This window comes from Duganella sp. CF517, from assembly GCF_900110275.1.
In the GTDB taxonomy this organism is placed as follows: domain Bacteria; phylum Pseudomonadota; class Gammaproteobacteria; order Burkholderiales; family Burkholderiaceae_D; genus Rugamonas.
This window is the reverse complement of record NZ_FODC01000004.1, coordinates 508,758-522,368: the sequence shown is the minus strand read 5'-3', so window position 1 is coordinate 522,368 and position 13,611 is coordinate 508,758. Positions and strand designations below refer to the sequence as shown.

The following is a 13,611-nucleotide window of genomic DNA, read 5'->3' as shown; positions in this document are numbered from 1 at the left end:
CAGCGCGTCCGGGGCGGCGGCATCAACCGTGCGGTGCCGGCGTTAGCAAAGCGTTACAATGAAGACACCGTAAACCGTCAAGCGTTAGCCTGGCGACCCTGCGGCCGCCACCTGGCGGCACAGGTCCCGCGGCAGCCTGAAGTGACACATGATTCTTCCCAACGAGCCCAACGACGTCATAGCGCCCGCCCCCCCGGCGGACGACGCCATGCTCACCACCGCGCAACGCGCCCATGAGGAATTGCTGAGCGCCCGCGAAGCGCTGCGCCAAAGCCAGCTCGAATTGCGCGCGCTGGCCAATTCCATGCCGCAGCTGGCGTGGATCGCCGAGCAGGACGGCACCATGATCTGGTACAACCAGCGCTGGTACGACTACACCGGCACCTCGCCCGAGCACATGGCCGTCGGCGGCTGGCGCGACGTCTACGCCCCCGACTGCCTGGGCGCGATGGTCGATCTGTGGGAGCAATGCCGCACCACCGGCGCGCCGTTCGAGCTGGAGGTGCCGATCCGCAGCGCCGACGGCGAGTTCCGCTGGTTCCTCACGCGTGCCAACCCGGTGCGCGGCGGCAACGGCCAGATCCTGCGCTGGTTCGGCACCTGCACCGACGTCGACCAGGTCAAGCGCGCCCAGGAAGCGCTGCGCGATGAAACCGCCGTGCTCGAGCTGGTCAACCGCACCGGCACCGCGCTCGCCTCCACCCGCGACCTGCATCCCTTGCTGCACGAATTGACCGACGCCGCCACCAGCATCAGCGGCGCGCGCTTCGGCGCCTTCTTCCATCAAGGCATCGACGGCGACGGCGCGGCGGCGCTGCTGCACACGCTGTCGAGCGGCGCGCCGGACGGCTTCGCCGGCTTCGCCGAACCGCGCGCGGCCGCGCTGCTCGCCGCCACGGGTGGCAAGGGCCCGGTGCGCAGCGACGACGTGCAAGCCGAGGCAAAGCCCGGCCAGCCGGCGGTGCGCAGCTACCTGGCCGTGCCGGTGGCGCTGAGCTCGGGCGCGGTGATCGGCTGCCTGTGCTTCGGCCATCCGGAACCGCACATGTTTACCGAGCGCACCGAACGCATCATCGGCGGCGTCGCCGCCCAGGCCGCCATCGCGATCGACAACGCCCGCCTCTACCAGGCCACCCAGCAGGCGGCCGAGGAGCGCAAGGTGCTGCTCGACAGCGAGCGCCAGGCGCGCGCCGAGGCCGAGCGCACCAGCCAGATGAAGGATGAATTCCTGGCCACGCTGTCGCACGAGCTGCGCACGCCGCTGACGGCGATCCTGGGCTGGGCCCAGGTGCTGCGCCGGGGCAGCCGCGACCAGGCCGACCTGCACCGCGGCCTGCAGACCATCGAACGCAACGCCCGCGCCCAGGCCCAGCTGATCGAGGACTTGCTCGATATGAGCAGCATCGCCTCCGGCAAGGTGCAGCTAGAAATGCTGTCGCTGTCGCCGTCGGCCATCGCCGCCGCCGCCATCGAGACGGTGCGCCCGGCCGCGCAGGCCAAGCACATCCACCTGACCACGGAGTTCGAGGCGCTGGCCGGCATGGTGGCCGGCGACGCCAACCGCTTGCAGCAGATCACCTGGAACCTGCTGACCAACGCCATCAAGTTCACCCCGCACGGCGGCACGGTGACGGTCGGCGTGCGCCGCGAAGGCGACCAGATCGCCATTTTCGTGCGCGACACCGGCATCGGCATCGCGCCCGGCTTCATCGCCCACGTGTTCGAGCGCTTCCGCCAGGCCGACGCCACCACCACCCGCCAGCATGGCGGACTGGGACTGGGCTTGTCGATCGTCAAGCATCTGGTCGAGCAACACGGCGGCACCGTCAGCGCCGAAAGCGCCGGCGAAGGCTTGGGCGCCTGTTTCACCGTGCGCCTGCCGCGGCGCACCGGCAAGGACGAGGCCTCGGCCTCGGACGGCGCGCGTTCTGCTGCGACGCATGATTTATCCGGCTTGCAAGTGTTGGTTGTAGACGACGAGGACGACGCACGGGAGTTGATCAAACGCATACTTAATGACTGCAACGCCGACGTGCTGACCGCCGCCACCGCCTCCGAAGCGCTGACGTTGCTGGAGCACGCGCGGCCCGACCTGATGGTCAGCGACCTCGGCATGCCGGAGGTCGACGGCTACGGCCTGCTCGACCGCATCCGCGCGCTGGGACCGGCGCAGGGCGGCAACCTGCCGGCCATCGCGCTGACCGCGTTCGCGCGCTCCGAGGACCGGGTGCGCGCGCTGTCGAGCGGCTTCATGGCGCATATCTCCAAGCCGGTCGAACCCGCCGAGCTCATCTCGAAAGTGGCGGCCATGGGCGCGGCGCACCGCCACGCATGATATCCTCTGGTCAATACAGGAACGACGACGATGCCATCCAATACACCAAAGTAAGCATTATTTCCACAAAGTACACAATTTCTCCTACTTTGAGACGCGGCACTGTCCTACAAGCAATCCACCGAAGGCTTGTTACACTACAAAAATTCGCGGGATAAGGTACAATTATTTCCGCACGGCAATAAGTTACAGATGTGTGCGCCGCAGCACAGCGGTTTGCTATATTATCGATTTATTATGGGCACTATCCCGGCCATTCCGGCCGTTTGAAGAGACAGACAGAGACAAATATGCCGAGCCGAGACGAAATTCTGCACGCCAAGATCCTGGTGGTGGATGACAGTGCCGACAACGTCGACCTGATGCTGGAGATCCTGCGCGAAGCCGGTTATACCAATGTCGCGTCGACGATGCTGCCAGAACAGGTGTGCCCGATGCACCGACAGCAGTGCTACGACCTGATTTTGCTCGATCTGCAAATGCCGGGGCTCAATGGTTTCCAGGTCATGAAGGGTCTGAAGGAAATCGAACAAGGCGGCTACCTGCCGGTGCTGGCCTTGACCGCCCAACCGAGTTTCAAGATCGCCGCGCTGGAAGCGGGCGCGCGCGACTTCATCAGCAAGCCGTTCGACCTGCTCGAGGTGCACAAACGCATCCATAACATGCTCGAAGTGCGCCTGCTGTACAAGGAACTGGCGCAGTACAGCCGCCAGCAGCAAGAGCTGGCGCTGCACGATCCGCTGACCGGACTGCCCAACCGCCGCCTGCTCGAGGACCGCATCGCCACCGTGCTGCAACACGCCACGCGCCAGCAGAACAAGGCCGCCGTCATGTACCTGGACCTGGACGGTTTTAAAGCCATCAACGATACCCACGGCCACGCCACCGGCGACGACATCCTCAAAATGGTGGCGCAGCGCCTGGTCGGCTGCGCCCGCAAGGAAGACACCGTGGCCCGCGTCGGCGGCGACGAGTTTGTCATCGTCATGGGCAACATCGCGCACCTGGGCGACACCCAGGAGCCGGCCAGCAAGCTGATCGAGGCGGTCTCCGAGCCCTACCTGATCAACGGCCTGACGTTGCAGCTGTCGACCAGCATCGGCATCGGCATCTTCCCCGACGACGCCGACGCGGTCGCCTCGGTGATCGCCATGGCCGACGCCGCGCTGTACGAGGCCAAGCGCTCCGGCAAGAACCGCAGCTGCACCGCGCAGACCTTGCGCAACCAGCCCACGCGCCAACACGTCAGATCGCCGGCGCCGGCCTGAAAGCCGCGCGGTAAAAAAAAGGGCGGGTAATATACCCGCCCTTCTTCTATTGCACGGGACGAACCCGTGCGCTGCGGCGCGCTTAGTGCGCGGCCGCTTTTTGCTTGGCGCCGGCCTTGCCGCCCTCGTCGACCTTGCCGGCATGCTGATGGTCGGCCTTGGCGTTGACCATGTCCGGCGGGACTTCGATGCGGGTGATGCCCGAATCGACCGAGACCGGATCGCTGGCCGGGAACGTCATTTCGATGCCGCCATCGAGCAGCGTTTCCTTGGCTTGTTCTTCCGGCGTTTCCTGTTCATGGTCGGCCAGCGTGGCGATCGCTTGCGCCCACTTGACGAAGTCCAGCTTGGACAGGTCGCGCACGCTGTGCACGTCGAAGGCCTGGGCCAGCGCCTTGGCGTCCTTGGGGCTGATGCCGCGCAGCGCGCTCACCGGCGCTTCGGCCAAGGCCCGGAAAGTCAGCCCTACGTATTCCTTGTCGACGATGGTATCGATATTCATGATGTTTTCCTTTAGTGGGGGTTACAGCACCACTGTGCCAGCCGCGCCGCGGCGGGTCTGTGCGCAATCAAACATTGGCGCCGTCGCCCGACGCCGCCGCTTCGATTGCCGGTTGAGCTTTTGACATTCATATAGGCAATTGCTATGATCGCCTGGTGCTTCTCTGGCTGCGTTTACGCCGCGAAGATTTCGCAGTATCAGCATGAGCAGAGACCCCGTGCCTAAAATAGAAAAACCAAAGATCCTGGTCGTCAACGACGACGCGAACAGCCTGTTCGCGTTGACCAGTTTGCTTGCCCAGTGGGCCGAGCAGGAATGCTACGAAGTGCTGGCGGCGCGTTCCGGACAAGAGGCGCTGCGCCAGGTGTTGATGCACGACTTCGCCGTCATTCTGCTCGACGTCAACATGCCCGGCATGGACGGCTTCGAGACGGCCGAGGCGATCCACCAGCGCGCGCGCTCGGCCGACATCCCGATCATCTTCATCACCGCCTTCCTAGCGGACGAGCTGGACCGGTTGAAGGCCTACCAGCGCGGCGCCGTCGACTTCCTGTTCACGCCGGTGATCCCGCAGATCCTGTACGCCAAGATCGCCGTGTTCGTCGCGCTGGCCGTCAAGAACGAGGAATTGAAGAAGCAGGCGCGCCAGCTGAGCCAGCGCACCACCGAACTGACCGCCACCAATAAACGGCTGACGCGCGAGATCGAAGACCGCCAGGTGGCCGAGCGGCAAAACCACGCCAAGGACGAGTTCCTGGCGATGCTGGGCCACGAGCTGCGCAATCCGCTCAGCGCCATCAGCAGCGCCGCCTCGCTGATCGGGCTGCCGGGCGTGTCCACCGACGGCGTGCAGCGCGCCAAGAAAATCATCCAGCGCCAGAGCCAGCACCTGGGCCGCATCGTCGACGACCTGCTCGACCTGTCGCGCGCCATGTCCGGCAAGATTTTGCTCAACCGCGCGCCGCTGGACCTGTCGGCGCTGGTCGCGCACACGCTGGAAACCTTCCGCGCCACCGGCCGCAGCGGCGACTACCAGCTGATCCAGGACCTCGATCCGGGCTGGATCGACGGCGACGCGACCCGCCTCGAACAAATCGCCAGCAACCTGATCGACAACGCCCTCAAATACACGCCGCCCGGCGGCCGCATCGAAGTACGCACCTGGACCGAGAACGACGACGTCGTGCTCAGCGTGCGCGACACCGGCGTCGGCATCTCGGCCGACCTGCTGCCGCACGTGTTCGACGTGTTCGTCCAGGGCTCGAGCACCCTGGACCGGGCCCAGGGCGGCCTGGGCATCGGCCTGTCGCTGGTGCGCCGCCTGACCGAACTGCACGGCGGCAGCATCGAAGCCGAAAGCAAGGGACCGGGCGGCGGCAGCACCTTCACGCTGCGGATGCCGCGCATCGAGCACCAGGTCGCGCCGGCGCCGGTGGCGGCGCCGGCCGCGCAGGAGCGCGGGGACGGCAAGCCGAGCGTGCTGCTGATCGAGGACAACGAGGACGGCCGCGAAATGATGGCCATGATGCTCAGCTGCTACGGCTACGAGGTGCAGCACGCCGAGGACGGCCTGCGCGGCCTGGAAGTGGCGGCGCGCTTCCGGCCGGACCTGGCGCTGGTCGACATCGGCCTGCCCGGCATCGACGGCTACGAGGTGGCGCGCCGCCTGCGCGCCGACCCGGCCACGCGCGACATCAAACTGATCGCGCTGACAGGCTACGGCCTGGCCGAGGACTTGCGGCGGGTGCTCGACGCCGGCTTCGACCGCCACCTGGTCAAACCGGTCGACATCGACCACCTGATGGAGGTGATCGGCAGTTGCACCGAGCTGCCGGTCAAACAAGCCGTCAAGTAAATGGTGAAAATAGCGCCGTGGCCCCGCGCCACAGTGCGCCATGCTTTGCGAAGCTCGGGTATCATCCGAACACGATAAGTCTGCCGGAAAAAAAGCGGTTACCCACCGCAACTCCGGTCCGCTAACATCACTTCAGAGAAAACCATGTCCTTACCGGCTCCACAAGAACATCAGGACGCGCTGCGCAGCGCGGATTTGAGCGAACTGCTCGGCCACGTACACACGTGTTGGGATAACGAAAGGCGCTCTCTGTCGCGCCAGTTGCACGACAGCCTGGGCTCGTCGCTGACGGCGCTGACCATGCATCTGGGGTTGCTGATGCAAAAGATGCCGCAGGAGCCGGCGCTGCAGGACCGCGCCGCGCACATGAAGCAGCTGCTGATGCAAATCGTCGAGACCAACCGCCAGATGCAGCTCAAATTGTGGAACGACAAGCTCGAGTTCCTTGGCGTGCGCGTGGCGCTGGGCGAGCTGGTCGAGCAGTTCGGCGAGCAGCACAAGATCGTCGCCCGCTGCAGCCTGCCGGATGACGAACTCGATTGTCCGCGCAGCCACGGCATCGTGCTGCTGCACACGCTGGAGGAAGCGCTGCGCAACATCACCGCCCACGCCAAGGCGACCGAGGTGGACGTGATCGTCGACGACAACGAGGACGAGGTGATGCTGACGGTCAAGGACAACGGCGTCGGCCTCGGCGCACCGACGGCGGCGACGCTGGGCCAGGCGGGCGGCAAGTACGGCCTGCGCATGGCGCGCGAGCGCGCCGCCTATCTGGGCGGCACGCTGACCCTGGCGGCCGGCGCCGAAGGCGGCGTGGTGTTGACGATGATTTTGCCGAAGCCCGTGAACGCGCTGTAACGCGCATCGTGTCCGTTCCATGTGGCGCGCATCAGCGCAGCGTGATCGGCCATGCGTGCGCCGTTGACGGCGCGTCCATGGCCGCTGACGGCGTTCCGCCTGATCGGCCCTGCGTGTCTCCGCGGCCGCGCGAACAGCCAACCCGGCTCAATGCAACTTGACCAGCGGCGTGCTGCGCTTGATCAGGAAGCGCGCCAGCGCCAGCACCCCGGTGCGTATCGTCCCCAGCACTGCCTGGTGGTGCATCAAATGCAAGCTGGTGTACATCAGGCGCGCGACAAAGCCGTCGACGAACCAGCTTAAACCCTTCAGCGATCCCATCAGGCTTCCCACCGAGTTGGTCTGCCCGAACGACACCAGCGAGCCGTAATCGCGGTACACATACGGCTTGCGCTGCGGCGCCTTGCCCTTTTGCTGGCGCACGAACGTGGTCACCAGATAGTCCGCCTGCTGGTGCGCTGCCTGCGCGCGCGGCGGCACCAGCTTGCCATCGGGCCCGGCACACGCGGCGCAATCGCCCAGCGCGTAGATATAGTCGTAACCCTTGACGGCCAGATCCGGCCCGACATCGATCTGCCCCGATTTCACCGTCGGCAAACCCAGCTCCTTGAGGAAATCGGGCGCCTTGATGCCGGCCGCCCAGACGACGATCTGCGCCGGGTACGAAACCTCCCCCGCGCTCACCTGCGTCGCCGAAATCGCCGTCACCCGCGTATCGGTGACCACGCTGACCGCGCGCTGATGCAGCAGTTCCAGCGCCGCCTTGGACACCTTCTCCGGCAACGGCGCCAGGATGCGCGGCGCGCCCTCGATCAGGGTGATGCGCACGTCGCGCTCGGCCTGCAGCTGGCGGAAGCCGTAGGCCGCATACACGCCGCTGGCCTCGCGCAATTCCGCCGCCAGCTCGACGCCGGTGGCGCCGCCGCCGATGATGACGACATCGATGCCGGCATCGGGCTGCGCGCTTTTTTTCAAGGAGGCCAGGGTCAACAGCTTGAGCAAGGTGAGGCGGAAGCGCTCGGCGTCTTCCGTCGCGTTGAGCGAAATCGTATGTTCGGCCGCGCCGGGCACGCCGAAATAATTGGAGGTGCTGCCGACCGCCAGCACCAGCGAATCGAAGCGGACCTGCCGCGCGGGCAGGATCAGCTCGTTCGCCGGCTCGGCGCCGCGTATCTCGCCGACCGTCAACAGCCGCTGCGCGGCGTCGAGCGCCACCATCGGGCCATAGGCAAACGTGAAGCCATTGTCATGCGCCAGCATCTGGTAGGACAAGCCTTCCTGGTGCACGTCCAAGGTGCCGGCCGCCACCTCGTGCAGCGACGGTTTCCAGATATGGTAGAGCCGGCTGTCGACCAGCATCACCGCTTCCGGACCCAGCTTGCGGCCCAGTTTGCAGGCGAGCTCGAGCCCGCCCGCGCCGCCGCCTACAATGACTATTTTGCTATGCAAATGTTTCTCCCGTGGCGGCGGCCTGCACCGCGTTGTGATGTGAACCGTCGCGCTTAACGGTCGCGACCGTTGCCGTTGCCGTGGCCATTGCCATGGCCGTTGCCGTGACCCTTGCCGTTGCCATGGCCGCGGTCGTCGTCGCGTCGGTCATCATGACGGTCGTGGCGGTCGCCGCCGCCGTGGCGGCTGCGATAAGCCGGCGCGTACTGGTTGTTATACCAGCTATCTTGAACAAAATACACCGGCTGGCCGCAGGCGTTGTACGCGCCGCAGTGCTTCGACCATTTTTTGGCGTGACCGGGCGGCACCCGCAGGTAGATCGGCGCGCGCTCGACGTAGTGGGTCGGGCGCTGGACGATCAGCGGTTCGCGATAGATCACTTGCGGCTGCGGATAATCACCGATGTCGATGCGGCCGTAAAACCCCGGCTGGCCGACGCTGACCGAAACGTTGGTGGTGCCGGCGAAGGCGCTCGCGGACAAAGCCAGCAAGCTGGCCGCAATGAGTTTGGCTTTCATGATGTGCCCCATATTGTTATATATATCGTTGAGCGAAGTTGCTCAAGGAACATAGTATCAACTGTGGAGCACTACTTCCGTTCGCCAGCGTACATAGTCTTTCGCAAGCTTGCCCTGCGAACAAGCGCGACGATCGGCGTCCGCCGCTTAGCGCAATTCGGCGTCGAGCTGGCGGATCGCCGTCTGCGCCTGCGTGATGACGCGGTCGGCGATGCGCTGGCGCATGCCGGGCACGCGCGCGGCCGCCTCCGCCTCCAGCAGCAACGGCGTCAGCAACTGCAGCGCGGACTCGTGGAAGCCCTGCGCGACCAGGCTCAACTGGTCGTTGAACGATTGCTCGGCCGCTTGCAACTGCTTGCGCAATTCCTGCTCGAAGGCGGCGCGCTTGTCGCGGATTTCGGTGCGTTTGCGCTTGCCGCCATCGGTGAACCACTTGAAGGCGCCCGCCAGCAGCACCGCGCCGCCGACGAACGGCGCCGCCGGCGCCACCACCGGCAACACCACCGCCGCGCCGATCAGATAGGCGGCCGTGCCGGTGCCGGCCGCCACCACCGCCCCGCTCATCAAGGTGACGTTGGCCGCCGTGTCGACCTTGTTGACCAGGCGCGTGCCGATGCGCAGGCGCGGCATCAGCTTGGCCAGGGTCGAGTGGTGCTGCCGCTGGAACACCGACGACTGGTTGAGCCGCATCGCCGCCTGGAACAGGCGCAAGTCCTCCTGCAGCAAGTGCAGCGACTGCTCCTTGCGGCGCACGATGCGGTCCAGGCGCCGCTCCATCTCCTGCCCGAACTGCTGGCGGCCGATGCTGGCCCACACCTCCTCCTCTTTCCACTGATCGGTGTTGAGGCGCTCGCCGATGGCCAGCTCGATGGCGTTGCCGGCGTCGTGCACGGCGTCGTCGATCTCCTCGGCCAGCAGGCGGCGCTCGTGGGCGATGCGCTGGTCGACCAAGGTCAGCCGTTGCAGCACCTGGCCTTTCAGATCGTTGGCCGCGTTCACCAGGGTGGCGGCGGTGGCCTCGCCCATCGACAGCAGCCGCGCCTGGTCCAGGTAGGCGCTGATGTCGCTGGTGATCGAGGCGGTGGTGCTGACGACCAGCTGGCGCAGCTGGTCGTGGTCGATGTCGCCGGACTGGAAATTGCGCGCGTGCTCGACCAGCTCGGGCTGGCCGGCGTTGCGGCCGAACTCGGCCACGGTGTCGGCCAGCGAACGGCCGCGCACCAGGCGCCGCGCCTGCTCGCCGATATTGGCCAGGATGCCGCGCTGCTCGGTCGCCGGCAATTTGTTCAAGTCGTCCGGCGACAGCCGCACCGCCAGCGCCTTGGCCAGCCGTTGCGCCAGCAGGCGGGCGTCGCCGCCGTGCAGGGCCAGCAGCGGGATGGTCATGCCGAGCGCGTTCTCGCGCGCGGCTTGGTCGATGCCGGCGCAGCTGCGCGCCAGCGCGTTGAAGGCCCAGTCGACGTCGATGCCGGACTCGATGGCGTTGAGCACCAGCGCGGTGAACACGGCCGAGGATTTGCCGTCGCCGGCGATGTCGGTGACGGCGGCGAATTGCGCCAGCGTGAGGCTGCCTTCGTTGCCGGCGATGGCGCCAACCGCGCGCGCATAGGCCGAACTGAAGCTTTGATCCGACGACAGATGCTCGTCCAGCGAGCGGACGCTCACGGCGTGGGCGGTCGGTGGAGTACCGTGGTGACTATTCACACTTGCTCCGATTCATAAGATTACCTGGCCACGATTTTAACTGAAGCGGCGGCGACCCGCGTGCCGGTTACGGCGTCCCGGTCGCCAGGAAAAGGGTTTCCTTGATTTCCTCCATCACCACATAGCTCTTCGATTGCGCCGCGCCGGGCAGGCTGAGCAGCATATCGCCCAACAACTTGCGGTATTCGGCCATCTCGTGGATGCGCGCCTTGATCAGGTAATCGAAGTCGCCCGATACCAGGTGGCACTCCTGCACCTCGGGGATGCGCAGCACCTCGCGCCGGAACTGCTCGAACACCGGGCCGGACTTCTGGTTCAAGGTGATCTCGACGAACACCAGCAATTTGGCGCCCAGCGCCGGCGGGTCGATGCGCGCGTGGTAGCCGGTGATGACGCCGTCGCGCTCCATGCGCTTGACCCGTTCGATGGCCGGCGTGATCGACAAGCCCACCTGCTCGCTCAAGTCCTTCATCGAGATGCGGCCGTCCTGCTGCAGGATCTGCAGGATCTTGCGGTCGAGCTTGTCGAGGGCGCGGACCGATTCCTTTTGAATTCGCATGATAATCCACTAAATAATTGGCGTTATACAGTAACAATTGCTAGCTGTACAAGCATACCATAGTGGAATATCTGGTTCATAAATAATAGGGGTTCGTATGCGCGTTGTCATCCTTGGTAGCGGTGTTATCGGCGTCACCAGCGCCTATTATTTGGCCCAGGCCGGCCACGACGTGACCGTGCTCGACCGCCAACCCGGCCCCGCGCTGGAGACCAGTTTCGCCAACGCCGGGCAGATCTCGCCCGGCTACGCCTCGCCTTGGGCCGCGCCCGGCATTCCGCTCAAGGCGATGAAATGGATGCTGCAGCGCCACGCGCCGCTGTCGATCACGCCCGACGGCACCCTGTTCCAGCTGCAATGGATGTGGCAGATGCTGCAAAACTGCACCACCGAACGCTACGCCGTCAACAAGGAGCGCATGGTGCGCCTGGCCGAGTACAGTCGCGACTGCTTCAAGACGCTGCGCGCGGCCACCGGCATCGAATACGAAGGCCGCCAGCAAGGCACGACGCAGCTGTTCCGCACCCAGAAGCAGCTCGACGACGCCGCCAAGGATATCGCCGTGCTCGATGAAACCGGCGTCGCCTATGAACTGCTGGGCCGCGAACAGCTGGCCGGCGCCGAGCCTGGCCTCGACCAGAACAAGCTGGTCGGCGGCCTGCGCCTGCCCAACGACGAGACCGGCGACTGCCAGTTGTTCACCACCCGGCTGACGGCGATGGCCGAAAAGCTCGGCGTCAAATTCCGCTACGGCGTCGACATCACCGGCCTGATCGCGTCCGGCGACGACATCAAGGGCGTGCGCTGCGGCGCCGAGGTGGTGACCGCCGACTCCTACGTTGTCGCGCTCGGCTCGTATTCGACCGGCCTGCTCAAGAACCTGGTCGCCATCCCGGTCTATCCGCTCAAGGGCTATTCTATCACGGTGCCGATCGTGAACGCCGCCGCCGCGCCGGTGTCGACCATTCTCGACGAGACCTACAAGATCGCCGTGACGCGCTTCGACGACCGCATCCGCGTCGGCGGCATGGCCGAGATCGCCGGCTTCGACACGCGCCTCAACCCGCGCCGCCGCGAGACCTTGGAGATGGTGGTCAACGACCTGTTCCCGGGCGCCGGCGACACCGCCTCGGCCAGCTTCTGGACCGGCCTGCGGCCGATGACGCCGGACGGCACGCCGATCGTCGGCCGCACCGCGCTGCGCAACCTGTTCGTCAACACCGGCCACGGCACCTTGGGCTGGACCATGTCGTGCGGTTCGGCGCAGCTGCTGTCCGATATTATTTCGGCACGTCGGCCGGCAATCCAGGCCGATGATTTGTCGGTGGCCCGTTACAGCGGCGCCGCGGCGCCGCGCCAGCCGCAATTGGCCAGCGCTTAAGGCGTCTTCTCCTGACGTCGCAGGCGCCGGTGGCGGCGCTTGCATGGCCGGCTTGCATGGTCCGGCTTGCATGCTCAACTTGCACGCTCAACTTGCACGCTCAACTTGCACGCTTAAATAAGCGCCGCGCGCCAATCCGCCCAACCTGTCTGCGCGGTTGTCTCGCGCACGGGATCATGTGCGCGTCCGTGGTCGATCGCACCACATATTCATTTGCCACTGTCGCATCCCCGCCTATATCGCCCCCGGAACCCAAAACATCGTCATCATGGCGTTGAGAATGGGCCGTAGCGTGCGTATAATTTTAATCATGAACAAACTTGAAGCATTCGGCCACATTGCGGCCTTGGCCATCCGTGGCGAACTGGTGTTCCCCACCAGCGTAAACGCGGCGCTCCGCGTTCAATTGGCATTGGACGATCCGGAATGCCCGGTCGACAAGGCGATCGGCCTGGTGCTGGCCGAGCCGCTGCTGGCCGCGCGCACCGTCGCCATCGCCAACTCGGCGATGTTCAACCGCTCCGGCGCGCCGGTGATCACCAACGTGCGTGGCGCCATCATGCGCATCGGTTACCAGAACCTGTTCGCGCTGGCCGCCGCCATGGTGGTGCGCCAGTTCGGCAGCAAGATCACCGACCCGAAACTGCGCGCCAAGGCCGAGGCGCTGTGGGACCACACCATCGCCGTCTCGGCGCTGGCGCGCCTGATCGCCCGCCACGTCACCGGCGTCAACGAGGACACCGCGCTGTTCGCCGGCATCGTGCACGAGGTGGGCGGCTTCTACCTGCTGTCGCGCGCCGACGAGTTCCCCGGCCTGCTCGAGGAAGACCCGGAGAACTGGCACTCGGCCAGCGAGGAGATCATCACCCGCGAGGTCATGCGCAAGCTGTGCATCCCCGAGCCGGTGGCCGACGCCATCGAAGGCCTGCGCGACAGCTTCATGTCGATCCCGCCGGACTCGCTGCTCGACACGCTGCTGCTGGCCAACCACCTGACGCCGGTGCGCTCGCCGCTGCAGGAGCCGCAGCGCGAGCTGCCGCCGCACTCGGACTCGGCGATCGACCTGTTCATCGACGAGGACAAGCTGGCCGAGATGCTCAAGGAGGCGGCCAACGACGCCGCCGAAATGAACGCCGCGCTGCTGGTCTGAGCGCCACCGGGCCGGCGTGTCGCGGTCGCGCG

At 65.8% G+C, this 13,611-nt stretch carries 11 protein-coding genes; 6 read left to right on the top strand and 5 right to left on the bottom strand.

What is annotated here, in order from left to right; genetic code table 11:
• Window positions 1–148 precede the first annotated feature (148 nt).
• Both BMX85_RS18305 and BMX85_RS18300 read left to right on the top strand, forming a co-directional pair.
• Window positions 149–2,335 carry a PAS domain-containing hybrid sensor histidine kinase/response regulator gene (locus BMX85_RS18305; RefSeq protein ID WP_090321334.1) on the top strand — a complete coding sequence of 729 codons (2,187 nt, stop codon included), beginning with the start codon at window positions 149–151 and terminating at the stop codon, window positions 2,333–2,335.
• 290 nt (window positions 2,336–2,625) lie between these two features.
• Window positions 2,626–3,603, top strand: coding sequence for a diguanylate cyclase domain-containing protein (locus tag BMX85_RS18300; protein ID WP_090321331.1), 978 nt, complete (start codon window positions 2,626–2,628; stop codon window positions 3,601–3,603).
• 82 nt (window positions 3,604–3,685) lie between these two features.
• Here the strand turns inward: BMX85_RS18300 and BMX85_RS18295 are convergent, their stop codons facing one another.
• The gene (locus BMX85_RS18295) at window positions 3,686–4,105 is read right to left on the bottom strand and encodes a hypothetical protein (RefSeq protein WP_090321328.1); all 420 of its coding nucleotides are present in this window, start codon (window positions 4,103–4,105) and stop codon (window positions 3,686–3,688) included.
• 217 nt (window positions 4,106–4,322) lie between these two features.
• On the opposite strand from BMX85_RS18295, the gene BMX85_RS18290 reads away from it, so the two are divergent.
• Both BMX85_RS18290 and BMX85_RS18285 read left to right on the top strand, forming a co-directional pair.
• Window positions 4,323–5,960, top strand: a complete 1,638-nt coding sequence (locus BMX85_RS18290) for a response regulator (RefSeq protein WP_090321325.1) — start codon at window positions 4,323–4,325, stop codon at window positions 5,958–5,960.
• 144 nt (window positions 5,961–6,104) lie between these two features.
• Window positions 6,105–6,818: a sensor histidine kinase gene (locus tag BMX85_RS18285; protein ID WP_090321320.1), complete on the top strand. Its 714-nt coding sequence runs from the start codon at window positions 6,105–6,107 to the stop codon at window positions 6,816–6,818.
• A gap of 147 nt (window positions 6,819–6,965) precedes the next feature.
• Here BMX85_RS18285 and BMX85_RS18280 read toward each other — a convergent pair whose 3' ends face one another.
• From BMX85_RS18280 to BMX85_RS18265, 4 genes are all read right to left on the bottom strand, one after another.
• Entirely contained in the window at window positions 6,966–8,267 is a 1,302-nt protein-coding gene (locus BMX85_RS18280; RefSeq protein WP_090321317.1) for an NAD(P)/FAD-dependent oxidoreductase, read from the bottom strand.
• Between the two features lie 53 nt (window positions 8,268–8,320).
• Window positions 8,321–8,785: a hypothetical protein gene (locus BMX85_RS18275; RefSeq protein WP_090322190.1), complete on the bottom strand. Its 465-nt coding sequence runs from the start codon at window positions 8,783–8,785 to the stop codon at window positions 8,321–8,323.
• 147 nt (window positions 8,786–8,932) lie between these two features.
• Window positions 8,933–10,489, bottom strand: a complete 1,557-nt coding sequence (locus BMX85_RS18270) for a hypothetical protein (RefSeq protein ID WP_090321314.1) — start codon at window positions 10,487–10,489, stop codon at window positions 8,933–8,935.
• A gap of 67 nt (window positions 10,490–10,556) precedes the next feature.
• Complete coding sequence (locus BMX85_RS18265) at window positions 10,557–11,048, bottom strand: Lrp/AsnC ligand binding domain-containing protein (protein ID WP_090321311.1); 492 nt, start codon at window positions 11,046–11,048, stop codon at window positions 10,557–10,559.
• 97 nt (window positions 11,049–11,145) lie between these two features.
• Between BMX85_RS18265 and BMX85_RS18260 the strand changes: the two genes are divergently transcribed.
• Window positions 11,146–12,429 carry a D-amino acid dehydrogenase gene (locus BMX85_RS18260; RefSeq protein WP_090321308.1) on the top strand — a complete coding sequence of 428 codons (1,284 nt, stop codon included), beginning with the start codon at window positions 11,146–11,148 and terminating at the stop codon, window positions 12,427–12,429.
• Window positions 12,430–12,739: 310 nt separating this feature from the next.
• Window positions 12,740–13,579, top strand: a complete 840-nt coding sequence (locus BMX85_RS18255; RefSeq protein ID WP_090321305.1) for an HDOD domain-containing protein — start codon at window positions 12,740–12,742, stop codon at window positions 13,577–13,579.
• Window positions 13,580–13,611 lie beyond the last annotated feature (32 nt).

Bases quoted from the DNA above. Each gene is read 5' to 3' on its own strand.
- BMX85_RS18300 (WP_090321331.1), top strand. From the start codon at position 2,626: ATGCCGAGCCGAGACGAAATTCTGCACGCCAAGATCCTGGTGGTGGAT.
- BMX85_RS18275 (WP_090322190.1), bottom strand. From the start codon at position 8,785: ATGAAAGCCAAACTCATTGCGGCCAGCTTGCTGGCTTTGTCCGCGAGC.
- BMX85_RS18255 (WP_090321305.1), top strand. From the start codon at position 12,740: ATGAACAAACTTGAAGCATTCGGCCACATTGCGGCCTTGGCCATCCGT.
- BMX85_RS18295 (WP_090321328.1), bottom strand. From the start codon at position 4,105: ATGAATATCGATACCATCGTCGACAAGGAATACGTAGGGCTGACTTTC.
- BMX85_RS18265 (WP_090321311.1), bottom strand. From the start codon at position 11,048: ATGCGAATTCAAAAGGAATCGGTCCGCGCCCTCGACAAGCTCGACCGC.
- BMX85_RS18285 (WP_090321320.1), top strand. From the start codon at position 6,105: ATGTCCTTACCGGCTCCACAAGAACATCAGGACGCGCTGCGCAGCGCG.
- BMX85_RS18305 (WP_090321334.1), top strand. From the start codon at position 149: ATGATTCTTCCCAACGAGCCCAACGACGTCATAGCGCCCGCCCCCCCG.
- BMX85_RS18260 (WP_090321308.1), top strand. From the start codon at position 11,146: ATGCGCGTTGTCATCCTTGGTAGCGGTGTTATCGGCGTCACCAGCGCC.